This window comes from Acinetobacter sp. YH12043 (assembly GCF_013419915.1).
In the GTDB taxonomy this organism is placed as follows: domain Bacteria; phylum Pseudomonadota; class Gammaproteobacteria; order Pseudomonadales; family Moraxellaceae; genus Acinetobacter.
This window is the reverse complement of the sequence record NZ_VOZD01000004.1, coordinates 140,835-164,778: the sequence shown is the minus strand read 5'-3', so window position 1 is coordinate 164,778 and position 23,944 is coordinate 140,835. Positions and strand designations below refer to the sequence as shown.

The following is a 23,944-nucleotide window of genomic DNA, read 5'->3' as shown; positions in this document are numbered from 1 at the left end:
TTCATATTTATTCTCATCGACACATTACAAGATCAATTGAGGCAAGAAAATGAGTTTACGTTTAGGCGATACCGCACCGAATTTTGAACAGCAATCTAGCGAAGGCTTAATTAACTTTTATGACTTTCTAGGCGATAGTTGGGGCATTTTATTTTCACATCCAGCAGACTACACACCTGTATGTACCACTGAACTGGGCTTTACCGCGAAACTGAAAGACGAGTTTACAAAACGTGGCGTGAAAGCGATTGCGCTTTCTGTTGATGATGTTGAATCGCATCATGGCTGGATCAAAGACATTAATGAAACTCAAGGTACGACCGTTAACTTCCCGATCATTGCTGATCAGGACCGAAAAGTGTCTGAGCTGTATGGTTTCATTCACCCAAATGCCAGCGAAACCCTAACTGTACGTTCTCTGGTAATCATTGATCCAAACAAGAAAGTGCGTCTGATTATTACCTACCCTGCATCAACAGGTCGTAATTTCCATGAAGTATTACGTGTAGTCGACTCTCTGCAATTAACCGACAATCATAAAGTTGCAACTCCAGCAAACTGGCAACATGGCGATGATGTAGTGATTGTGCCTTCACTGAAAGATGAGGAAGAAATTAAACAACGCTTCCCTAAAGGTTATAAGGCAGTAACTCCATACCTACGTCTGACACCACAGCCTGAGCGAGGATAAGCGAAGCACTGCTTCGCCCGAGCGCAAGAGCCATAGCTATGCTATGGCTGGTAAGGAATTAAAAGGACTCCTTTTTAATTTTGCGCAAGGCAAGCGTAGCGCGCAGTTTCCATTGTACTGCCCTTGCGCAAGACGAGAAGCTATGCTTCGAGTGACAAAACTGAAAGCACTGCTTTTCAGTTTTGCGCAAAGCAAACGAAGTGCGCAGTATTTGAAGCACTGCTTTAATTTGTGACAAGACAAGCGCAGCGCGTAGCTTCCAAAACACCGCTTTGCTTGAATGCAAGACGAGAAGCTATGCTTCGAGTGATAATTTGAAAGCACTGCTTTAGTTATTCGTAAGACAAGCGAAACGCGTAGTCTCTAAAAGGTGGTACTTTTTCGCTCAAGAACCTCAGCTATGCTAAAGTTATACGGATAAGCAAAGTTACTGCTCTTTAACCATGACACCGAAAATTTAGAAAAAACTCTCCACCATGAAAATGAAGATCATCATGCATCAACCCTCATTTTCATGTTTAGTTTGATACCCACCGACGAGCCGGGTTTTCGAACTTTTCCCATCAAGCCTGTCTTCGGACAGGCTTTTTTTTGAAAAAGCCGATATGCTGTTGAAGAGAATGATTAAAAAGGTGAGTTAGGTTGCAATGAAAAATAATTATGTACTTCTTCTGGTTTCTACGCTTGTTTTATCTGGCTGTACTCCAGCGCTGCCTGAACAGGAACGCCCAATGCATTGGGGACAGGAACTGCATGAAGAACATAATTTTTATCAGATTAGCAATGAACTTTACCGAAGTGAACAGCCAAGCGATGAACTGACGCCCTTATTAAAACAATATGCCATTAATGTGGTGATCAACCTGCGTTCACGCGATAAAGATACGGATATTTTGTCAAATGAAGACCTCAAGCTTAAACATGTTCCCATTCATACCTGGGCTATGAATCGCGAGGATTTACTGAATGTGATGCAGTTAATCCAGCAGGCACGACAAAATAATGAAAAAATACTTTTACACTGTTATCACGGTTCAGACCGTACCGGTGCCAGTGTGGCCATGTACCGGATTATTTTTCAGAACTGGCGCATTGAAGATGCAGTACAGGAAATGAAGCATGGCGGTTATGGCTTTCATTCCATTTGGCGCAATATTGAAAAATTATTTACCCCTGAAAATGTAAAATGGATTCGCGAGCAACTCGCGAATCCATCTACAGAAACTTCGGTTAAGTAAGAGAGTTAACGCTTATCTAGCGGCACCCAGTCATTTACCCAGGCTGATTTCATGTTCAGGCTGGCATCAGACGCGATTTTCTTACGCAGTGCATCTGCTGTTTCACGGTCTTTAGATGGACCGACCATAATACGCACACCTTTAGATGTCTGGCTCTTGGTGACCTTGTAGCCTTTGGCTCGCAGTTTGGCCGCAATGGCATCAGCATTGGCTTCATTGGCAGCCAGGGCCACCTGCACCATCCACTGTTTATCACTTTCACCTTCAAGAAGTTTACGGGCTTTTTCAGCTTCAGCCTTTTTCTTGGCCTCTTCTGCTTTATGTTTCTCTTCAGCTTTGCGCTTTTCTTCTGCCTTACGTTTTTCTTCTGCCTTACGTTTTTCTTCAGCAGCTTTATGCTCAGCTTCTTTTTTCTTTTCAGCCGCTTTGTGCTCTTCCTCGGCCTTACGTTTTGCTTCAGCTGCCTTATGCGCTTCTTCAGCTTTACGTTTCTCTTCTAGCTTACGTTTTTCTTCTGCAGCCTTCTGCTCTGCCTGTTTCTTGGCAGTATCAGCTGAAGTTTGGGCTTTTTGCTGCTCAAGTTTCTGCTGTTCTAACTTTTTTTGTGTAGCAGCCTTGTCTTCAGCCAGACGTTTTTGCTTCGTCTGTTCATCTTCTGCCAGCTCAGGTGGAATATTGTCTGAACTTTGCTGTCCCATACGATGGGCATTCAAAGCAGCATATTCTTCAGCCGCACGACGTGCTGCATCTGCCTCAGCCTGCTGTTGCATGGCTAAAAATTCAGCTGCACGGGCTTCCTGTTCAGCCACTGCTTTTTCGCGGTCACGACGCTGCTGTTCCAGCAGACGTTTTTCTGTTTCCACATCGACTGTTAAAGAACCTAATGAATTGTTGACTGTATCTTTTGATTCTACTTCTGCAGCCAGTGCCGGGTTTTGCTGACGATCCTGATGAATTTCATTTTGGCCTTTCAGGAGTAATGCTGCCAATAAAACACCACCACCTAGTAAAACAACGCCACCCATCCAGCGTTGTTTGTTATTCATTGACATTCTTCCAAATACTCCCATACCGCTTCTAAGGTATGAAATGATCCACATACCAAAATCAGCTGATTATTCTCTGTTTCATCCAGCGCTGATTTAAAAGCTAATTTTACATTGTCAAATTGTTCTATCAATTCACCTTGCAATGCATCAGTCAAAAGTGTGACCTCTGCCGCACGTGGCACAGATAATGGTGCAATTTTCCACAAATGAACAGTGTCTTTCAACAACTTGACGACAGAATTTATATCTTTATCTGCCAGCATGGAAAATACACAAATGACTTCTTTATATTTCTTGTTGTAATTTAAATAATTGCGTAATTGTTTTAACAGGAACTCTACCCCATGCGGGTTATGTCCGGCATCAAAAATTACGGTCTTATTCTGAATTTCTCGGACTTCAAAACGCCCCGGCAATTTAGCTGCCTGAATTCCTCCCACAATCGCTGTCTGGTTGACTTCCAGACCACTCAGCAAGATCGCTGCAACCGCTGTCGAAATATTATCCAGCGCCAGTGAACCTGTTGGCAATTTTAAAGTCGTACCCGACGATGCAAAAGCCCAGGTTTTGCCATCTTCAAAGGCTTCATAGAAATAATCACGGTTGATAGCATACAACGGCGCATTGCATTCAGCAGCTTTATCCAGAATGGCTTGCGGAATATCTTGCTGACCACCAAATATCACGGGAATATTCGGACGGATAATACCAGCTTTTTCAAAAGCAATTTTTTCAATGGTATCACCGAGCCAGTCGGTATGATCCAGTCCGATATTGGTGATGACTGCAACATCCGGATTAACCACATTCACGACATCCAGACGGCCACCCAATCCGACTTCCAGCACCCACACATCACACAGTTCATGTTTAAAAATCACAAATGCAGCAAGTGTGGTTGCTTCAAAGAATGACAGGCTTAAATCGCATTCGCGACGTGCCCGATCGACTTCAACAAAAGCATCAATCAGCAACTGGTCTTCGACTTCAACCCCACGTAATTTCACCCGTTCATTAAAACGATATACATGAGGAGACTGATACAGTCCGACCTTAAAACCCTGAGCATTGAGAATGGCAGCCAGAGTCGTGGTCGTTGAACCTTTACCATTGGTTCCGGCAACCGTCAGGACTTTAGCCTCCGGATTGATCACGCCCAGCTTTTCAGCCACAGGAATAACACGTTCCAGGCCTAAATCAATCCCCGTAACGTGAACATGGCTCCAATAATCGAGCCATGTATCAAGTGAATCAGTTGCTAATGGTGCTGTGTTCAAGGCAGGTTCATCAATTTCGTGATAATACGATAAACTGTATCACGTAATGCATGACGGTGAACAATCTGATCGATTACACCATGATCAAGCAAATATTCAGCACGCTGGAACGGTTCGTCCAGTTTTTCACGTACAGTTTGTTCGATCACACGTTTACCCGCAAAGCCGATCATGGCTTTCGGTTCAGCCAGATGTACATCACCCAGCATAGCTAAAGACGCAGTGACACCACCGTAGACTGGATGGGTCAATACCACCACATAAGGCAGACCTACTTCTTTCAAACGCTGAATCGCTGCTGAAGTACGTGCCATTTGCATCAAAGACAGCATGCCTTCCTGCATACGCGCGCCACCAGAAGCTGCAAAACAGATCAGAGGTTGATGTGTTTCAATCGCACGCTCGGCTGCCTGCACAAAACGGTCACCCACTACGGTACCCATAGAGCCGCCCATGAAGTCGAATTCAAATGCAGTTGCAATCATTGGCACGCCTTTCAGCAGACCTTGCATCACGATCAGTGCTTCAGTTTCACCCGTTTTCTTTTGTGCTTCCGACATACGCTCAGGATAAGCTTTGCTGTCGACAAATTTCAGTGGATCTTTGGCCGTAAATTCCTGACCCATTTCAGTCTGTACCTGATCAAAGAACCAGTTCAGACGGTCACGTGCTTTCATTTTCAGATGTTCATCGCATTGTGGACAAACATAAGCATTAAATGACATTGCAGTACGTGTCACCAAAGCATGACATTCAGGGCACTCAATGGTTGGCTCTGTGAATGTCGCTTTTAGGGTAGTTTGCTCATCAGGTACATGAATGCCCGGAACAATACGCTCCGTCCATGGGGTCGATGGGCTCAGAATTTTGCCTGATTTCACTTGTTGACTCATACTATAACTCATCGAGCGCTGCTCGAAGCTCCTTGACTTTATTCACCGTCGCAATAACGGCTTGTTCTGGCGCGAGGGTTGCAAACTGTTTTACAAACGCACTTCCCACAATAACTGCATCGGCAGCAACACCCATCGCTTTCGCAGATGCAGCATCACTGATACCAAAACCCACGCCTACAGGAACATCTGTCTCTGCCTTAATTTTCTGAATACGTGCAGCTGCTTCAGATACATCTAATGTTGCAGCACCCGTCACACCTTTCAACGACACATAGTAAATAAAGCCACTGGCCTGTTTCACTACATGCTGAATACGCTCATCAGTTGAGGTCGGAGCCAACAGGAAAATCTGATCCATTTCATATTTTTCCAGCACCTGCCCCAAATCTTGAGCTTCTTCAGGAGGAAGATCGACCAGAAGCACGCCGTCGACACCGCATTCATAGGCATAAGCCACAAACTTTTCATAGCCAATGACTTCAACCGGATTGAGATAACCCATGAGTACCACTGGTGTTTCGCGGTCTTTCAAGCGAAATTCTTTCACCATGTGCAGGGCATCCAAGGTATTAGTGCCACCGGCCAGCGCGCGTTCAGCAGCCAGAGCAATCACCGGACCATCTGCCATTGGATCTGAAAAAGGGAGACCCAGTTCAATCACGTCGACGCCAGCGTCCACCATCTGGTGCAGCAAAGGTACGGTTACCTCTGGATGCGGGTCACCAGCCATAACATAAGAAACTAAAGCTTTACGCTGTTGAGATTTAAGTTGTCCAAATCGTGTGGCTAAACGAGACATAGGGCTGAGCTTTCCTTAAGGTGTTTCAAACTTGAGACATTGACTATGTAGAAATACAAGACATCGCATTGTAACGCTATTTTTTGTACATTGAACAGTGTGCAACATCGACCTCTGGCATTTCATTTCCTGTGCGAGGATTTCAGAACAACCCGAAGGGATCTATTTACGATTATTTTGATTTTTTTCTCAATGATCAAAGATGCCTAATTTTGGCATTCCCTAAAATGTTGAATATTTAGATAAACTTATTTTTATCATGGAAAAATTAATAAAAATGCAGGTGTTAGCGCATTCATTTAAAGTTTTCTGAAATTGCAAAACCTGTTTTATACTAGCCCCATTCTCTTATTTTTTTATCTCCTATGCAGACTGACTCTGAAGGTACAGTGCAGGCACGCGCCATTGCACTGTTGCCGCTTATTGTATTTTTAACCATCTTTTTAGGTAGCGGGATCTATCATTCTTTGATCGGAACTGAATTTGCGTTTTATCAGATTAAAGCACCTGTTGCCGCCCTGCCCGCGATTATCTTGGCTGCATTAGTGTATCGTGGCAAACTCAACCAGGGTATTGAAGAATTTCTGAAAGGTGCCAGCCATCCTAACCTGATTCTGATGTTCATGGTATTTATGCTGGCCGGTGCTTTTGCCAGTGTTAGCAGTGCGATTGGCAGTGTTGATGCCACCGTACAGATGGGCCTGTCTGTCATTCCTCCGAGTTTTGTCTTACCGATGCTGTTTGTGATTTCGGCATTTATTGCGACGGCGATGGGTACCTCTATGGGAACCATTGCCGCCTGTGCACCCATTGCCTTTGGCTTTGCACAAGTGACCGAGATTCCGGTGGTTTATGCGATCGGCGCCGTGGTCGGTGGGGCAATGTTCGGTGATAATCTGTCCATGATTTCGGATACTACCATTGCTGCAACCAGCAGCCAGAAAGTGCAGTTACGTGACAAATTCAGTGTCAATGTCTGGATTGCTGTGCCGGCTTCTATCGTCACGATTTTGATCTATATCTTCAATACTGGTAGTTCTAGTCCAGTCGAATACAAGGACTTTAACTGGATTCTAGTCCTGCCTTATATTGTGGTCTTTTTACTGGCTTTTAGCCGTCTGCATGTTCTGGCGGTTTTAACCATCGGTGTCGTGTTATCGGGTTTATTCGGGCTATTTGCTACGCCAGATTTCAATATCCTCAAGCTGAACACTTCCATTTATGATGGCTTTGTCGGCATGTTTGAAGTGGCATTGTTATCCATGTTCCTGGGTGGCCTGTCTGCGATCATGCAACGTGAAGGTGGTTTACGCTGGCTGATCGAACGCATCTACGCGCTGACCCGCTTATTTAAAGTGGGCCGTCAGCGGGCCGGTGAAATCGGGATCAGTTTCTTGGTCGTATTTTCGAATCTGTTTGTAGCAAATAACACTGTCGCGATTATTCTGGCTGGTGATATGGCCCGTGAAGTGGCGAAAGAATATGGGGTTGATCCGAAACGTGCCGCCGCCCTGATGGATATTTTCTCCTGTGTGGTACAGGGGCTGATCCCTTATGGCGCACAATTATTACTGGCCTGTTCGATTGCCAAACTTTCTCCAGTCGAGCTAATCGGGGGCGTGTATTATTGCTGGATTCTGGCAATCTTTGCAGTGATCGCGATTGCTTTCCGATACCCTAAATTAAAAACAGCTTAAATTAAGTCATGAGATAAAGCGGCCAATGATGGCCGTTTTTTTATGCCTGATCCTGTTTTAATTGTTTTCTATATTGCAATAAAGTCCGGCCTGTTGCCGCCTTATAAGCACGGGCCAAAGCCGACTGGTCAGAATAGTCTAGTTGCTGGGCAATCTCGGTCAGGCTTAGGGGCTGATGCAATAAGCTTTCACAGCGTTTGATCCTTTCCTGCTCCAATAGTTTTTTAAAAGAACTACCTTGCTCATTTAGCTGACGCTGCAAGGTTCGAGTCGATACAAACAGTTGCTCGGCCAGCTGTTCAATTTTAATCGCCTGTTGTCTGCTTCTTAGATGCTCCGCAACCACTTTTTGAGCCTGAGTCAAAATACTTTCCACGGGTGATTTAGCTGCAATCGCTTCTTCAGCTTGACGAATCAATAACTGTAATAACATTGGATCGGCCTGTTCCGATTTCAGGTTCAGTCCCTGTATATCCAGTTCAAAGCCATAATCCTGCTGTGAAAACTGCACTTCCGCAGCATAGAATTTTTGATAGTGAATTCGGGCAATTTCTGGCGCATGAGCAAAACGCACCCGACGCAAGAGCAAAGGATGATCCTGCAAAATAAAACGTCCCAATTGCACCATGGCTGCGATAGTTAGCTCATTCAGCAGGTTATAACGCTCATCCTGATAAATCCAATACAATTCAATACTCTGCGCATGCTGTCTTAGTTGCAATGGGACAAATTCACTCCCATCAATGACCAGTCGCTGAAAACGCATGATATAGCCGATGATCTCAGGAATACTGCTGCTTTTAGATACCATATAGCCCAGCACACCAAAATGTTCTGGCCGAATGCACTGCACAATTTCAAAAATTAACTGTGGACACGCTAGCTGTTTTTGGGTTCTTAACAGGATGCTATTGAGAAAATCCAGCGGAACTTGTGCATCAAAAGGCTGATCAATCAGTCCAATGAGCTGAGGTCGTAGATCTGCAAGAAACTTTGCGGTTAAAGGTTCTATATTTAAGCTACGTAAATAGGTGGCCCATAGCTGGATATAGCCATTGGAGATTTTGATGTCCTGCATGAGCGCGTCCCTGTCTCCGCTGCGAATGTATATTTTATTTTTCTCTGGCGTAAAATGTATAAAAATTGGCCATATCTGTCAAAACAATTTGTGCAATTCTGAACATACTGTCAGCATCTTCAGAAAAAGAATGAAAGCAGATGAACGCACCTTTAAAATCTTCCGTACAGCCTGTGGTACGCAGTAATCTTGATTTTAAGCTGAGTGAAATTCCGCGTTACTGGTTTGGTGGCGATCCATTCCTGACCCGTATGTTTGATGCACTGAGTCTGACCTTTCCAGATGGTGAACGTTATTTCATTCAGAGTGTGCGTCTGTTCCGCGACCAGATCAAAGATCCAGATCTACAAAAACGGGTAGCGGATTTTATCCGTCAAGAAGCCCAGCATGGCATTGCCCATGACAAGATGAATAACCTGATGCGGGAACAAGGCATGCCGGTCGATCAGTTTATTCAGCGTCTGAACTACATGATGAACTATGACCTGAAGAACCGTTCACCTGAGTACAATATTGCAGTCACTGCAGCCGCAGAACATCTGACCGCGCTCATGGCTGAAACTTTTTATGGACAAAAAGATACTTTAAGAAATGCCCATCCTTTTGTTCGCGCCATGTTTGCCTGGCATGCGATTGAGGAAATGGAACATCGTGATGTGGCTTTTGATGTGATGAAAGATGTGGCAAAAACGCCAGAATGGCTGCGTCAATATACTTTGCTCATTACGACTTTGCTGATGTTTGGTTTTACCATTTACCGTGCCAATGTCATGCTTAAACATGATGGCTTTAGTCCGCTGCAACGCTTGCAAATGAATATCAGGGGCTTACCTTGGTTCTTTGGCAAAAAAGGGACTCTGACTCGTATGGGTAAACAGTATCGTGACTGGTTTAAAAAGGATTTCCATCCATCCCAGCACCCAGTGATTGCTCAATATGAGGTTTGGGTAAAAACGCTGGCAGAAACCGGCGACCCGATTCAGGCAGGAGAAGCCTTCTGGCAAGCTGCAGAAGATTAAACCTCGAAATCAAAAGCCTTCGAGATTGAAGGCTTTTTTAGATTTAGAAGTTAGAAAAATGAATTACCATTTGGCATAGTGCTGTTCTAAAAGTCCATATTCATTAACCAGTACAATATCTTGGCCATCTTGTCGGATAGTACCGGATACTTTTGCTTGCCACTGGCTAAACTGGCTGCCGACCAGACGCAGATTCAGATTTTCATAACGGCGCCAGCCTGTGTATACATTCAGGTTCAAGCAGCCATCCAATGACTGGATGTTCCAGCGTTCGTCAGATTCCTGCTGAAATAACACATCCGCCACAGGATAAATTTTGCCATTTACCCACAAACAGTTTTCATTACCAAAGCTTTCATTGACACCGGAAGCGAGATTGATCCCGATACGGTTACGATTGGTATCCCAGAAATTACAAGATAGCCAGAACCAGGCAGTTTCAGGACGCAAAAAGCCGCAGGTATCATCCAGAGAGGCGAAGGTGCGCTCATTAAACTGGATGGTTTCACCCTGCTTATTTACGAAATAACCTTCACAACCCAAAGTGGTCAATTTCTGGGTATAGGTCCAGCCATTGATTCCGGTCGGACTGCACATACTCAGCGGATCTGTACCTGCACAGAAAATTCGGGCACTAAGCTTGATTTCACCATATTTGGTCACATGGATATAACGCACCCCATTGGCATGCTGGATATCAATCTGAAAGGGAGATTTGTGAAAATAACTATGATTAAACAATGGCTGTTCATCTAGCACCGTATTGCGCGAGAAGAAATTGATCGCATTCCATTCCTGCACTTCATTGGTGCTATGGTTATAGATATAGAAAAAACTGTGCCCGGCCCAAGCGATATCCGCAATTGCAAGGCCAATCGTATAATGCTCGTGTTGAATACTACAGAATTTAAATTTTTTATATTTTAGTTGTTTACGCCATCCCTTGAGTACATCACCATAGGGATTTTTGTACTGGTACGTATGGTAATCAATACTTTTTGGAATTTCCTTGAAACGTCCGTAACGTGGTTGTCCATTTTCCTGAATTAAATCCATTAAGACATTCCATCTCAATCAAAAACTATTTTTGCTTGAAGCTATTATGCCGATTATTGAGATTTGATAAAGAATTTTTTAAAACCGTTCGTCAGCTCTTCCGGCCAATTCTGCTTAAAATAACCATTTTAATTTTCTGAATGAGAAACTGATTTTTTGCTGTTTTATCCAGAACTTGTATAATTTTTATACCACTTCCAGCCAGATTGATCCTTCCTCTTCATCTTTAAAAATTTTCTTATCTATAAAAATAAAAAAATCGTACTGAATAGCTTCAATACGATTTTTTTAATCCACCTTACTCTCCTTTTAGATAGGAGGGTTTTCACCCCTCTTTGAAAAAGAGGGATCGGAGAAAATTTTACATCTCAACCATTTCCACGCCATCAATACGGGCAACAGTCATCAAGTCTTTATCACCACGACCAGAAACGGTCGCAATAATGATTTGATCCTTGTCCATGGTTGGGGCAAGTTTAGTGACATAAGCCATCGCATGTGAGCTTTCAAGCGCAGGAATGATCCCTTCGATCTTGGTTAGATCACGGAAACCTTGTAACGCTTCCTGATCATTGATCGGTACATAGTTCACGCGTTCCATATCTTTCAGGAAGCTGTGCTCCGGACCTACACCCGGATAATCCAGACCGGCAGAAATTGAATGCGTTTCAATGATCTGGCCTTCTTTATCAGACATCAGATAAGTACGGTTACCATGCAGTACACCGACGTGACCCGCATTTAGTGGTGCAGAGTGCTTGCCAGTTTCAATCCCTAAACCTGCGGCTTCAACACCATACATTTTCACATCCTGATCGTTCAGGAATGGATAGAACAAGCCCATCGCATTTGAACCACCACCGACACAAGCGACTAACGCATCTGGAAGGCGACCTGCCTGTTCCTGAATCTGACGGCGTGCTTCACGGCCAATGATGGACTGGAAGTCACGAACCAATTGTGGATATGGATGTGGACCTGCCACGGTACCAATCACATAATAAGTTGAGTCAACATTGGTGACCCAGTCACGCATTGCCTCGTTCATGGCATCTTTTAATGTTTTAGAGCCACTTTCTACAGGGACAACTGTTGCACCCAGCAGACGCATACGGTAAACGTTCATCGCCTGACGTTTCACGTCTTCAGCACCCATGAACACCACACATTCAAGACCTAAACGTGCTGCGATGGTTGCCGTTGCTACACCATGCTGACCGGCACCAGTTTCTGCAATAATGCGTTTTTTGCCTGAAAGTTTAGCCAATAAAGCCTGACCAATTGTGTTATTTACTTTATGTGAGCCAGTATGGTTCAGATCTTCACGTTTCAAGTAAATTTGCGCACCACCCAACTCTTTTGACCATCGTTCAGCATGATATAAAGGACTAGGACGACCTACGTAGTAGGCTAGATCACGGTCGAATTCTGCCAGAAACTGTTCATCATCTTTCATGCGGAAATAAAGCTTTTCCAGATCTTGTAAAGCCGCCATCAGAGTTTCTGACACAAAACGCCCGCCATGGATACCGAAATGTCCACGCTCATCCGGGAATTGGGTATAGTCAATCACGGGCTTGTTGTGATTAGTACTTTGCTGATCCACGATGGACTCCTTGCATAAAGCGTTCTATGAGTTGTTGGTCTTTTATACCTTTTGCGGATTCGACACCACCACTAACATCAACAGCATAAGCCTGTGTGGTGTGAATTGCTTGCTCGATATTGTCCGGGTTTAAGCCCCCAGCCAGGATCAAGGGAATATCTAATTGAGGAAAGGTGCTCCAGTCAAAGCTGTGGCCGGTACCACCTTTTAAATCAGGATGCCATGCGTCTAACAGTACTGCGCTGGCCCCTGCTGTCTGATAACGTTGAATCTCAGCGACTACGTCCAGATCAGGTTTGACCTGAATCGCTTTATACCAGCGACGCCCAACCTGCTTTGCGATAACCTGACATTGTTCAGGGCTTTCATCACCATGAAACTGCAGAATATCCAGCGGAACAGTTTTTAAAATATCCTGGATGTCATCTGCCGTACTATTAACAAATAAGCCCACCACTTGAATATAAGCTGGCACTGCTTTGACCAGCACTTCAGCCTGTGCCTGAGTCACGCTACGTGGGCTCGGTGAATAGAACACGAATCCAATGGCATCACAGCCGGCATCAGCAACAGCTTGGACATCTTCAACTCGGGTGATTCCACAGATTTTGGCACGGGTTCGCATATAGTGTTGGCTCTGATTTACCAAGATATCAAGTAATCTATGAGATTGGGGTGAATCATTGTAATGCAAATCATCGATCTTGCGTAAAGTTCATACGGATTATTCTTGATCTTGATTGTTTAAGTCATAAGCAGACTTTATACTTGCCACAATTTGCAACGAGTCAAGGCCTTAAGGCTTTAGGGAAGTTGGTGCAAATCCAACGCTGCCCCCGCAACGGTAAAAAATGAAAAGCTTGTCTTTATAAATCCTCAGGATTTACACCACTGCATCAATATGTGGGAAGGTGGATAAGTAAGTATGTTTCAATACTGCATTTAAGTCCGGATACCTGCTTGTTGTGTTCTTTAACTCAATCATTCACGGGGAGTGAATGTATGGAGCACATCTCATGTCTATTCCATTTCAACCTACTGCCTTGGTAGGTGCGATCGCACTTGCGTTGGGTTTTACTTCATCTGTTCATGCCGCCGAGCAAAAAGTTGCAAAAGCCTCTTTAGATACCATTGTAGTCACGGCAACTCGCTCTGCAGAAAACATTGAAAATGTACCTGCGCGAATTTCAGTGATTGAACCTGCGACTCTTGAGCAATCCCCTATTGCTTCATTGCCAAACTTATTGAAAAAAGAGGCTGCTTTAAACGTCGCTCAACTAGGCGGTTATGGACAACAATCCTCTATTTTTATGCGAGGCACAAGCTCGTCACATACACTCGTTCTGCGTGATGGCATGCGATTGAATACTGCTTTAAGCAGTTCAGCTTCTCTCCCTTTTATTGATACTACCGATATCAAGCAAATTGAAATTCTGAAGGGTCCAGCATCAGTTTTATATGGTACAGATGCCATTGGCGGCGTCATTCATATGATTTCTAAAACACCTGAACAATCAGGTGCATTTATAACAGGTGAAATTGGCGAGAATAAAACTTACAAATCACTCGTGGGTGCCGATTTAGCTGAAGATGGTTTTTATGCCCAAATCCGTGGTCAACGCCTGGAAACTGACGGAAAATCTGTTCTAGATGATGAAGATGAAAATTACTCCTTTGACCAAAAAGGTTTCAGCACAAAATTTGGCGTCCACAAAGACCAATATGGCTTATCTCTCGATTACAGCCAAAATAAAGGCACAAGTGATTACAATGCAGGTAGCCTCACTTCACAAGATTTTGAAAATGAAATGGTTAACCTGAGAGGACGAATTAACCTAGGCTCACAATTAGAACTCAATGCTCGCTTATCCCAGTTTGACGATCAATTAGATCAAAATGCTACGAATTATCTAGGTCAGGTCGATTATTCATATAGCACTACTCAAGAAGCAGAATTGTATGCCAAACTCAATCTAAATGATCAGCATCATATTTTACTAGGGACAACGTATAGCAATCTTGATGGTGATGTTCTTTCTTATGGAGTTGCCTACAAAGGTGATGTTTCCTCTCAAGGATATTACACACAGCATCAATATCAATCAGATAAACTCAATACACAACTCGGCATCCGTGTTGAAGACAACGAAAAGTATGGCTCTCATACTGTAGGGCAAGCTGCTGCACGTTATGTAATATCACCTCAACTCAGCGTCTATACGAATATTGGTTCAGCTTTTCGTTCACCAAACTTAAACGAGCTGTACAGTGGTGAATCTGCAAATCCAAATTTAAAAGCCGAAGAAAGTCTGTCTTATGAAATTGGCTTAGACCAGGCCCTCACTCAAAACTCATCTGTTTCATTTTCCGTGTATCAAAACGAAGTGGATAACATGATCCAAAAAGTTGATGGCAAGTTAAATAATATCAGCGAAGCAACGCTTCGTGGTGGCGAGCTGGCATGGAACTGGAAACAAGACGATTGGTTCATCGATACTGCTTTTGCGTATGTACAAGCTAAAGATAGCAAAACGAATATTGAGTTAGCTAAACGACCACGTCAAACCCTCACTCTGACCACAGGTTTGGAAAATGAAATTTATGGGATGAGTGCTTCTCTTATTGCCCGTTCCAAGTCAAAAAGCTGGAGTGATTCAGACCATAATCCGGGCTATGCGACCGTCGATTTAAATGCTTACTGGAATATCAACCCACATGTCAAAGTATTTACCAACATAGAAAATGTCGGTGATGTGCGTCATAAGATCGAATACAACTGGAATAATTATTATGTTGATGAAGGCCGCCTCGCTTCTGCCGGCGTGACTTTTAAATATTAAGCTCATTCCAATCCAAGCAAATACTTTTGAGAATCATGTCATGCCTATGGCATGATTCTTTTTATTTACAGCATGCAATAATTTAAGGAACTCTCATGGGTCACCGTTTAAGTAAAATTTACACGCGCACAGGCGATTCGGGCACTACCGGACTGGGTGATGGTTCACGTGTAGCCAAAGATGATTTGCGTATTGCCGCGCTCGGTGATGTGGACGAGCTAAATGCCATCATTGGGGTTTTACGCGCACAAATCGCGGCAAGCAGCATTCAGGATAAAGCGACTTGGGATAAATCTTTAAGCCTGATCCAGCACTGGTTGTTTGATCTGGGTGGTGAAGTGTGTATCCCTGGCTTTAACCTGGTTCAACCAGTCTCGATTGATTTTCTGGAAAATGACATCGATCGTATGAATGAAGCTTTGCCGATGCTGAAAGATTTTATTTTGCCTGCGGGTACTTTAGTTTGCAGTTTTGCTCATCAAGCCCGTGCCGTGTGCCGTCGTGCAGAGCGCAGCGTGATGTCAGTTCACTCACGCGACCAGAATATTCAGGCGACTTCCCTGCAGCTATTAAATCGCCTATCTGACTGGCTGTTTGTGGCTTCACGCACCTTGCAACGTGTTGAAGGTGGTTCTGAGGTGTTATGGCAAAAAAATATCAACGAAACCATTGATCAATAAATCCGCTAAAATGTATTAAATTGCACGGAAAATTCTGCGCCAACAGTATTTGCAACAAAGTGTTTCAGGCGCAGAATATTGCAATACTCCTGTCACAACTCTTCATCATTATGTTTTCATCTTCACTTCTTCAGGTTATCGCAGCATGCGCATAATTGGACATCGCGGTGCGCGTGGGGAAGCACCTGAAAATACACTAGGCGGTTTTCAATATATTCAGGATATCGGGATTCGCGCAGTCGAATTTGACGTACGCCAGCTTAAAGACAATGCCCTGATCATCATGCATGATGATAATTTTGTACGCACTACCGGTTTGCAAAAGCCCCTCTACGAATGTAACCGTCAGGATCTCAGTCAATATAATCACGCAGTAAAATGGTCAGAATGGAACAAGGTCGAAGCCACTCCTATGCTGGATCAGACCTTAACCGTGATTCATAACTTTGACCATATTGAAGTTGAAGTCAAAAGTGTAGCGAGCCAGGCCGATGCTGAAAAAATCACGCTTGAGCTTGAACAGCAGTTACAGGGTTATGAGCAGTCAGTCGTGATTACCAGTTTTGATCCTAAAATCCATCAGGCTTTGCAACAGCAAAATTCCAGTTTAAAACGCGGCCTTCTGATTGAAACAGATGTGAAATATCAGGCAATTGATCAAGCTTTAGAACTTGGCTGTTGTCAGATTGGCTGGATGAATGAGCTGGCCAGCAAAGATATTATTCAAGCCACACAAGCTGCCAAACTCACCATCAGCGTCTGGACCGTAAATGATGTTAATCGTGCCAAAGAATTACGCGACTGGGGTATTCAGGGTCTTATTACGGATTATCCGAAGTTAATGATGCAACATCTTTAAATGACCCAAAATGCAAGATTCTATATAAAGATTATTTTTCTTTAAGCCTTGAAAAATCATTTAAAGAAGAATACCTGTCTGTAATCTTGTTTAACCTTAGGTTATGGGTTTGCTTACAAATTTATTTCTCTGCAATCTAGTAGAAAAAATGAACATTCACTTAACTCATTTTAAGAAAATAAATTTGATTAAAAGCTTCAAAAATCTCAGTGATTTACTCGGAAATCAGAGCCTGTCTAGCTCGTGAAAATGGTAGTTTTCATCCTACTTATTCTGTTACCGATAAGTACAATACAACCGTACAATAATGCTAGTGATGCCCTAGGGGGGCGTGCTAATATGAATGACTTAACCGCTGTTAAAATAAACAATAGCGGCCTCTGCTTTTTGTTATACCTTCCCAGGTTCCAGGAGTGCTGTTGGAGATGAATGCTCCCCTACCTCAAGCCCCAATTAACTGGGTCGCTGTGTTTGCTCTGGTAGTTTTACCCATTGTAGCTGTTATCGCGATTCCGTTATATGCGTATCACCATGATTTTAGCCTTGCCGCTTGGATCAGTATGTTTGTTTTGCTCGGCGTTAGCAGCCTGGGGATTACAGCGGGCTATCATCGTCTTTGGGCACATCGTGCTTATGAAGCGACTTTACCTTTAAAAATCATTTTAATGATCATGGGTACCTTTGCCGTGCAGAACAGTATTCTGTACTGGGGTTCAGGTCACCGTACCCATCACCGTCATGTCGATGACGTGGAAAAAGACCCATATTCAATTAATAACGGCTTCTGGTATGCGCACCTGGGCTGGATGCTGCGTGACTATCCTGCTGCAGAACCAAACTACAAAAATGCACCAGACCTGCAAAACGACAAAGTCGTTATGTTCCAGCACAAATACTATGTGCCTTTAGTAATTGCAGTACACGCTGCGATTCTCTTGCCAATCGGCTGGGCTGTAGGCGATGTCTGGGGTGTATTATTATTGGGTGGTCTGGTTCGTTTAATCCTGAGCCATCACGTGACCTTCTTCATTAACTCACTGTGCCATATGTGGGGTTCACGTCCTTATACGGATGAAAACACTGCACGTGACAACTTCTGGTTAGCAATTGCAACTTGGGGTGAGGGTTATCATAACTACCATCACATCTTCCAGTATGATTACCGTAATGGCGTGAAATGGTGGCAATATGATCCAACCAAATGGTTAATCTGGACTTGCTCTAAACTGGGCCTGGCTAAAAATCTGCGCCGTATTCCAAGCTTTAATATCAAAAAAGCTGAACTGGCAATGAAGTTTAAATATGCTGAGCAGGATCTGGCGGTATATGGTCATAATGTCAATGAAGACATTATCAATGTGAAAAGTAAAATCGCTCAGGAATATGAAGCTTTTACTCAAACATTGAATGACTGGGCCAAACTCAAAGAACAGGAAATACAGGTGAAAAAGGCAGCTGTAGCAGAAAAGATTCACCAGATGGATGACAAACTTAAAGTTGAATTCCAGCTGGTTGAACAGCGTCTTTCCCATCATCGTGAAACACTGAATCTGTTAGTACGTAATTTGAAAAAAGCGCCTGTCTCTCAATAAGATTTAGATTCTCAAAAAAGCTCCTGAAATCAGGGGCTTTTTTTATTTTTGTCTGTCTTACTTATACTTTCCTTTTACAACAGTTTTAAACAGAGATCTTTGTTATATTGCTTCTATTGCCTAAATATTTTAACTGCCATGTACTTTAATTCCCGATATCAGACTCTCCCTCCTCGTCTTTATCATCATCAGCCCCCACTACCTTTAAAAGGTGTTAAAGCGGGACATTTTAATGCTGCGCTTGCGGATCAACTGCAATGGTCTGAGGAAGATAAAGCACAATGGGTCGAAATCTGTAGTGGTCAAAAAACCTTTGCCGAGTTTGAACCTTTGGCCATGGTTTATGCTGGCCATCAGTTTGGACAATGGGCAGGACAACTGGGTGATGGACGTGGTTTATTAATCGCCCAGATTCTAGATAAAGATAACCAGACCATTGACCTGCATTTGAAAGGTGCTGGTGCAACGCCGTATTCGCGTATGGGAGATGGTCGTGCAGTCTTACGCTCGGTAATTCGGGAATATCTGGCCGGACATGCCTTAAATGCGCTAGGTGTAGAATCCAGTAATGCTGTCGGCTTTACCTCTTCCGCTCAAGGTGTACAGCGTGAAAAACTGGAACAGGGCGCGATGCTATTACGGACGTCTGACTGTCATATCCGGTTTGGACATTTTGAATGGATCAATCAGTATCAGCCAGACTTGCTGCCTGTATTCACACAAAAATGTATGGAATGGCATTACCCGCAATGTCTGCAAGCAGAACAGCCTATTCTGGCATTTGCTACCCAAGTGATTCAGCGCACGGCAGTGATGATTGCCAAATGGCAGCTGGTCGGATTTGCGCATGGTGTCATGAACACTGACAACCTGAATATTACCGGTTCAACGCTAGACTTTGGTCCTTATGGGTTTATGGAGCGGTTCCGTCCCAACTGGATTAATAACCACTCGGATTATCAGGGTCGCTATACTTATCAGCAGCAACCAAGCATCGGCCACTGGAACTTGTGGATGTGGCTGAATAACCTGATTCCATTATGTCCTGAAAACTATGATGAAGAACAATGGAAACAGGATCTGGCCCAATGTCTGGAACATTATGAACCGACCTTCCTGGAACATTATAAGCATGGCCTAAACCAGAAAATGGGCTTACCGAGTTTTCACAAAGACAGCTTTGACTGCGCCATGGCTTTTCTCAGAATCTTACAAAGCGAGCAACTCGACTATACGCAAAGCTTTATTCGCCTGCAGAATCATGAATATGAAGCAATCAAGGATGATTGTTTGGATCGCCGTCAGTTTGAAGCATTCCTGACTCAATATGAAGCGATCCGCGAACATCAGGATACTGGAGAATTAGATGCCGCCATGCAACTCGTCAATTCACACTATATCCTGCGCAATCATATGGCACAGAAAGCCATTGAACTGGCTGAGCGGGATGACTTTTCTGAAGTCGATCGCCTGTTTAAATTATTAAGTCAGCCTTATTTAAAACAGCCAGATCTGGAACACCCTGAAGATCTAGGGCCATTGCCGAGTGATGTACCTGAAGTCATGGTAAGTTGTTCATCTTAATTTATTCACAAGACGACCAAAAACTGTGGATAATTTAAGCATTATCCACAGTTTTATTTCGGTTTATTCATAACTTATGACCTTACATCAAATCTCAGCACAGATAGCGATAAGTTTACCTGAAGTCACTGTGACTCAGCCTTTCGGTGAAGGTTGTAAGGTATTCAAGGTGCTAGATAAAGTCTTTATGCTTCAGTTCTATCTCCAAGGCAAAGCTGTCATTAATTTAAAAGTAGCGCCTGATCATGGTGCTATGCTGCGAGATATTTATTCTTATATCCATGCTGGCTGGCATATGAATAAACAACACTGGATTTCAGTGTATGAAGATAATCAACTGGATGAATCTCTGGTTGAGGACCTAGTACAGAATTCTTATGAGCTGGTAGTATCGAAATTAAAGAAAGCAGAAAAAGTACGAATTAAGTTATTACGAACATTAGAAAAATAAGTGCAGATACCACCGATGACTAAGATCAAGCCAATAACATTAAAGACAAAGCGTTTAATTCTTCGCTCCTACCACTGTGGTGATGAAATCAATTTATTTCAAAACTATTTTAGCGATCTAGCAGCGTCAAAATATTTGCAAAGACATCCACATCGGAACCAAACTCAAACTCGACAAACTTTAGAAAACTGGGCGGGACAAAAGTGGGAAAACTCAGATCCTGAGTTTATGTGGATTATTGCAGATCATTTAACCCAGCAACCTATGGGTATTTTGATCTTTATACAAAGGCATGACATTGGAGAAATTCACTTCGGGCTTGGGACTCCTTATCAGGGACAAGGTTTGATGTGTGAAGCGATGACTTCAGTGATCCAATTTTTAAAACAAACTAAAAAACTCAATAGAATTGAAACCTTTTGTGCTACTGAACATTTAGCGTCAAGACAAGTGTTAGAAAAAACAGGTTTTCATAAACAGCAACTGCTTCGTGCTTGGACCATCTTTCCTTTATTGGGAAATGACCTTAAAGACTGTATTCAGTATATTCTGCCACTAAGATCAAAATAAACCTTAACTCATCTAAAAGCTTTAGATATTGCGACAATATGAAAAAAGCCCAATCATTTCTGGTCGGGCTTCTTCTGATTGGAGATTTTAGGCTTAAGCATTCCTTTTATTCAGAAACTTAAACACGCCAAACAACACCGCAATCCACACCGGCAACATTAACACTGACAACATAAAGCCTTGTGTCCACATGATGTATAAAATCATCAGCATAAAAGCTAAAACAAAATAGTTACTAAACGGCGCAAAGATTGCTGGAAATTTTGTTTGAATCCCCTTTCGTTTGATGGCTTGTCTAAATTTCAAATGAATCAAACTGATCATCATCCAGTTCAATACCGCAGCTGCTACTACAATATAAATCAGGTAACTCAAGGCTTTTTCAGGCACAAAGTAATTCAGGATCACACAGCCAAAGATCAGAAATGCGGAGAACAATACCGCTGCCACAGGCACACCATGTTTATTCACGCTCTTAAATAATTGCGGTGCATTCCCTTGTTGAGCCAGCCCCATCAACATACGGCTATTGGCATACATGCCACTATTACAAACTGAAAGTGAAGCAGTTAAAATAATGAAATTCAGTAAATGTGCAGCCCATTCAATCCCCATCTGGCTGAAAATCATTACAAATGGACTATGATCTAAATCGCCTAAATTCAGCTGATTCCATGGTACGAGTGAAAGTAATACGGCAAGCGAGCAGATATAAAATAAAAATACCCGAATCACAGTTTGATTTACAGCACGTGGAATGTTCTTGTCAGGATTTTCGGTTTCTGCCGCTGCCATACTAATCAGCTCAATACCACCAAAAGCAAACATCATAAAAGCGAGCATATAAAACAGCCCATCAAAGCCATTCGGAAAAAATCCACCATGAATCCATAAATTGCTGATCGAAGCGGTTGAAGTTGCATCGGCAGTGAGGAGTAAATATATGCCAAAGATAATCATTACAATGATGGCAAAGACTTTAATCATCGATAGCCAGAATTCAGATTCACCATAAATTTTGACATTGGCCAGGTTGGCAAGTGTTACCGCCAAAAAGAAGATGAGTACAGACACCCAAGCTGGAATATGTGGCCACCAGTAATTGATATATTTGCCAATGGCGGTCAGTTCTGTCATTGCGACCAGAATATATAAAATCCAGTAATTCCAGCCGGTTAAAAAGCCTGGAAATTTACCCCAGTATTTAAATGCAAAATAACTGAATGAACCAGTCACAGGCTCATGCACAATCATCTCGCCCAACTGGCGCATAATCAGGAATGCAATCAAACCACCAATCAAATAGCCCAGAATAATGGAAGGTCCTGCGGACTGAATAATCTGTGCGGACCCCAAGAATAATCCGGTTCCAATGGCGCCACCCATAGCAATCAGCTGGATATGACGATTCTTTAAACGGCGCTGTAGTTGCGGTGCTTCACTCTCCAAGACACGCTCTCATGATGAATAGAAAACCGAATTGTAGCGGGTCTCCAACTAATCAACTAATACATAAATTTAAGTTATTAATTATTAAACTTTTATTTCTTGTATCTACTCAGATAAAAAGAAATACAAATAATTGATTTCATAATAGATGCTATTTAAAAGTTATTTACCTTTTAATGCTCCATAACTTTTCAATAGAAATAGCTCGTTTTTGATGGATTATTGCGTCGCATTAAATGCCTCATGGTAAACCGCTTCTCCATGTGGAATAGATCCATTAAATGCAATGACTTGAAAATATTCTGGAGGAACATCCTTGAGGTAAAGTTCTGGAAAAGCCTTAAACCCGAAACGACCATAATATTGAGGATCACCGAGCACTACACATCCTTCAGCCCCCAACTGTTGCAGGCGATCTAAAGCTACCCGTATAAGTAAAGTGCCGATTCCCTGTCCTTGTTTTGCAGGTAATACCGAAATTGGGCCAAGACCGTACCAGCCAGTTTCACCTGAAGAGATAGTGACAGGTGAAATAGCCACATGGCCAACCAGCTGATTATTTTCAAGTGCAACTAGAGAGATCGTTAACTGCCCATGCGTGCGCAAAGCATTGACAATAAATTGTTCAGTATGACTTGAATGGTCAGTATTTTGAAAAGCCGCTCGGGTCAATTTAGCAATGGCTAGAATATCTTCTAGCCGTTCATCCCGAATGATGATTTTCATTATTTTGGCTCTCTTATATTGATCATTTTCAGAAATAAAAAAGCGAACAAACCAAGAAGTCTATCCGCTTTTCTTTAACGAATTCGAATATCAGTCTTCAGGATATTCAAAACGATACCCTACACCATAAACGGCCTGAATCCATTCATGACGATTTCCGGTTTCTGCAGCATCTGAAATTTTGCGACGCAGGTTCTTGATATGACTATCAATCACACGGTCTGCCACATCAAAACTGTCCGGATTGATATGATCAAGTAGCTGTGCACGTGAATACACCTGGCCGACATGTTCTAGGAACAGCTCCAACAAACGGAATTCAGTCGGTGTCAGGTTCAAGGCTTTTTGCTGGTACCAGATACGCTGTTGTGATTTATCCATACGGAATAGATCATTGCTTTCCGGCTCAGCTTTACGGTCTAAACGGCGTAATACGGCTTGCACACGGGCAACCAGTTCTTTTGGACTAAATGGCTTGCAGATATAGTCATCCGCGCCCATATTCAAGCCCAGTACACGGTCAATTTCTTCAGTACGCGCAGTCACCATAATGATCGGCAAGTCTGATTGCTCACGTACTTTACGGCAAATGGTCAGACCATCCATACGCGGCACCATCAAGTCCAGGATCATCAGGCTCGGTTTACGCTGGGTAAAACTGTTATATGCTTCTTGCCCATCATGAAACACGCTGACTTCAAAACCAGCAGCCTCTAGATAATCTCGCACCAACAGGGCAAGTTCGACTTCGTCTTCAACCAGCATAATATGTTTCATGAATATATTT

The 23,944-nt window shown here is 43.1% G+C and carries 22 protein-coding genes and 1 riboswitch; of the genes, 11 read left to right on the top strand and 11 right to left on the bottom strand.

The window, feature by feature from the left end:
* Positions 1–49: 49 nt before the first annotated feature.
* Positions 50–691 carry a peroxiredoxin gene (locus FTU01_RS03575; protein ID WP_104426585.1) on the top strand — a complete coding sequence of 214 codons (642 nt, stop codon included), beginning with the start codon at positions 50–52 and terminating at the stop codon, positions 689–691.
* A 647-nt stretch (positions 692–1,338) separates the two neighbouring features.
* Complete coding sequence (locus tag FTU01_RS03570; protein WP_180138164.1) at positions 1,339–1,929, top strand: dual specificity protein phosphatase family protein; 591 nt, start codon at positions 1,339–1,341, stop codon at positions 1,927–1,929.
* Between the two features lie 5 nt (positions 1,930–1,934).
* Here the strand turns inward: FTU01_RS03570 and FTU01_RS03565 are convergent, their stop codons facing one another.
* The 4 genes from FTU01_RS03565 to trpA are packed head-to-tail and all read right to left on the bottom strand — an operon-like array spanning position 1,935 to position 5,950.
* Positions 1,935–2,981, bottom strand: a complete 1,047-nt coding sequence (locus FTU01_RS03565; protein WP_373684505.1) for an SPOR domain-containing protein — start codon at positions 2,979–2,981, stop codon at positions 1,935–1,937.
* Positions 2,972–4,255 (bottom strand): bifunctional tetrahydrofolate synthase/dihydrofolate synthase, encoded by a 1,284-nt coding sequence (gene folC / locus FTU01_RS03560; RefSeq protein ID WP_180138162.1) that lies wholly within the window; start codon positions 4,253–4,255, stop codon positions 2,972–2,974. Before folC ends, FTU01_RS03565 begins: the two co-directional genes overlap by 10 nt.
* The gene (gene accD, locus FTU01_RS03555; RefSeq protein WP_180138160.1) at positions 4,252–5,148 is read right to left on the bottom strand and encodes an acetyl-CoA carboxylase, carboxyltransferase subunit beta; all 897 of its coding nucleotides are present in this window, start codon (positions 5,146–5,148) and stop codon (positions 4,252–4,254) included. Before accD ends, folC begins: the two co-directional genes overlap by 4 nt.
* Before the next feature lies 1 nt (position 5,149).
* Positions 5,150–5,950 carry a tryptophan synthase subunit alpha gene (trpA, locus tag FTU01_RS03550; protein WP_004782187.1) on the bottom strand — a complete coding sequence of 267 codons (801 nt, stop codon included), beginning with the start codon at positions 5,948–5,950 and terminating at the stop codon, positions 5,150–5,152.
* 365 nt (positions 5,951–6,315) lie between these two features.
* Here trpA and FTU01_RS03545 point away from each other — a divergent pair, with 365 nt between their 5' ends.
* On the top strand, positions 6,316–7,647 hold the full coding sequence (locus tag FTU01_RS03545) for a Na+/H+ antiporter NhaC family protein (protein ID WP_180138159.1): 1,332 nt from the start codon (positions 6,316–6,318) through the stop codon (positions 7,645–7,647).
* 40 nt (positions 7,648–7,687) lie between these two features.
* On the opposite strand, the gene FTU01_RS03540 is transcribed toward FTU01_RS03545, so the two are convergent.
* Positions 7,688–8,725 (bottom strand): AraC family transcriptional regulator, encoded by a 1,038-nt coding sequence (locus FTU01_RS03540; RefSeq protein ID WP_180053982.1) that lies wholly within the window; start codon positions 8,723–8,725, stop codon positions 7,688–7,690.
* 140 nt (positions 8,726–8,865) lie between these two features.
* On the opposite strand from FTU01_RS03540, the gene FTU01_RS03535 reads away from it, so the two are divergent.
* Positions 8,866–9,744, top strand: coding sequence for a metal-dependent hydrolase (locus FTU01_RS03535; RefSeq protein ID WP_179993252.1), 879 nt, complete (start codon positions 8,866–8,868; stop codon positions 9,742–9,744).
* A gap of 63 nt (positions 9,745–9,807) precedes the next feature.
* On the opposite strand, the gene FTU01_RS03530 is transcribed toward FTU01_RS03535, so the two are convergent.
* From FTU01_RS03530 to FTU01_RS03520, 3 genes are all read right to left on the bottom strand, one after another.
* Positions 9,808–10,800: a DUF2804 domain-containing protein gene (locus FTU01_RS03530; RefSeq protein ID WP_180138157.1), complete on the bottom strand. Its 993-nt coding sequence runs from the start codon at positions 10,798–10,800 to the stop codon at positions 9,808–9,810.
* 361 nt (positions 10,801–11,161) lie between these two features.
* Entirely contained in the window at positions 11,162–12,406 is a 1,245-nt protein-coding gene (trpB, locus tag FTU01_RS03525; protein WP_004782182.1) for a tryptophan synthase subunit beta, read from the bottom strand.
* Positions 12,387–13,031, bottom strand: coding sequence for a phosphoribosylanthranilate isomerase (locus FTU01_RS03520; RefSeq protein WP_166139520.1), 645 nt, complete (start codon positions 13,029–13,031; stop codon positions 12,387–12,389). The genes trpB and FTU01_RS03520 overlap by 20 nt, the downstream gene beginning before the upstream one ends.
* 143 nt (positions 13,032–13,174) lie before the next feature.
* A riboswitch (cobalamin riboswitch) is annotated at positions 13,175–13,385 on the top strand.
* A gap of 37 nt (positions 13,386–13,422) precedes the next feature.
* On the opposite strand from FTU01_RS03520, the gene FTU01_RS03515 reads away from it, so the two are divergent.
* The 7 genes from FTU01_RS03515 to FTU01_RS03485 all read left to right on the top strand — a co-directional run bounded on the left by FTU01_RS03515 (position 13,423) and on the right by FTU01_RS03485 (position 20,982).
* Entirely contained in the window at positions 13,423–15,246 is a 1,824-nt protein-coding gene (locus FTU01_RS03515; RefSeq protein ID WP_180138155.1) for a TonB-dependent siderophore receptor, read from the top strand.
* Positions 15,247–15,341: 95 nt separating this feature from the next.
* The gene (locus tag FTU01_RS03510; RefSeq protein WP_159124153.1) at positions 15,342–15,926 is read left to right on the top strand and encodes a cob(I)yrinic acid a,c-diamide adenosyltransferase; all 585 of its coding nucleotides are present in this window, start codon (positions 15,342–15,344) and stop codon (positions 15,924–15,926) included.
* Between the two features lie 145 nt (positions 15,927–16,071).
* Positions 16,072–16,785, top strand: coding sequence for a glycerophosphodiester phosphodiesterase (locus FTU01_RS03505; RefSeq protein WP_179993256.1), 714 nt, complete (start codon positions 16,072–16,074; stop codon positions 16,783–16,785).
* A gap of 425 nt (positions 16,786–17,210) precedes the next feature.
* Positions 17,211–18,377 carry an acyl-CoA desaturase gene (locus FTU01_RS03500; RefSeq protein ID WP_104495369.1) on the top strand — a complete coding sequence of 389 codons (1,167 nt, stop codon included), beginning with the start codon at positions 17,211–17,213 and terminating at the stop codon, positions 18,375–18,377.
* Between the two features lie 138 nt (positions 18,378–18,515).
* Positions 18,516–19,961: a YdiU family protein gene (locus FTU01_RS03495; RefSeq protein ID WP_180138153.1), complete on the top strand. Its 1,446-nt coding sequence runs from the start codon at positions 18,516–18,518 to the stop codon at positions 19,959–19,961.
* Positions 19,962–20,037: 76 nt separating this feature from the next.
* The gene (locus tag FTU01_RS03490) at positions 20,038–20,412 is read left to right on the top strand and encodes an MmcQ/YjbR family DNA-binding protein (RefSeq protein WP_180138151.1); all 375 of its coding nucleotides are present in this window, start codon (positions 20,038–20,040) and stop codon (positions 20,410–20,412) included.
* Between the two features lie 15 nt (positions 20,413–20,427).
* On the top strand, positions 20,428–20,982 hold the full coding sequence (locus tag FTU01_RS03485) for a GNAT family N-acetyltransferase (protein WP_218952466.1): 555 nt from the start codon (positions 20,428–20,430) through the stop codon (positions 20,980–20,982).
* Positions 20,983–21,075: 93 nt separating this feature from the next.
* On the opposite strand, the gene FTU01_RS03480 is transcribed toward FTU01_RS03485, so the two are convergent.
* The 3 genes from FTU01_RS03480 to FTU01_RS03470 all read right to left on the bottom strand — a co-directional run bounded on the left by FTU01_RS03480 (position 21,076) and on the right by FTU01_RS03470 (position 23,934).
* On the bottom strand, positions 21,076–22,431 hold the full coding sequence (locus FTU01_RS03480; protein WP_180138149.1) for an amino acid permease: 1,356 nt from the start codon (positions 22,429–22,431) through the stop codon (positions 21,076–21,078).
* A gap of 219 nt (positions 22,432–22,650) precedes the next feature.
* The gene (locus tag FTU01_RS03475; RefSeq protein WP_180138147.1) at positions 22,651–23,157 is read right to left on the bottom strand and encodes a GNAT family N-acetyltransferase; all 507 of its coding nucleotides are present in this window, start codon (positions 23,155–23,157) and stop codon (positions 22,651–22,653) included.
* Between the two features lie 90 nt (positions 23,158–23,247).
* Complete coding sequence (locus tag FTU01_RS03470; RefSeq protein WP_034704234.1) at positions 23,248–23,934, bottom strand: response regulator; 687 nt, start codon at positions 23,932–23,934, stop codon at positions 23,248–23,250.
* Between the last annotated feature and the right edge of the window lie 10 nt (positions 23,935–23,944).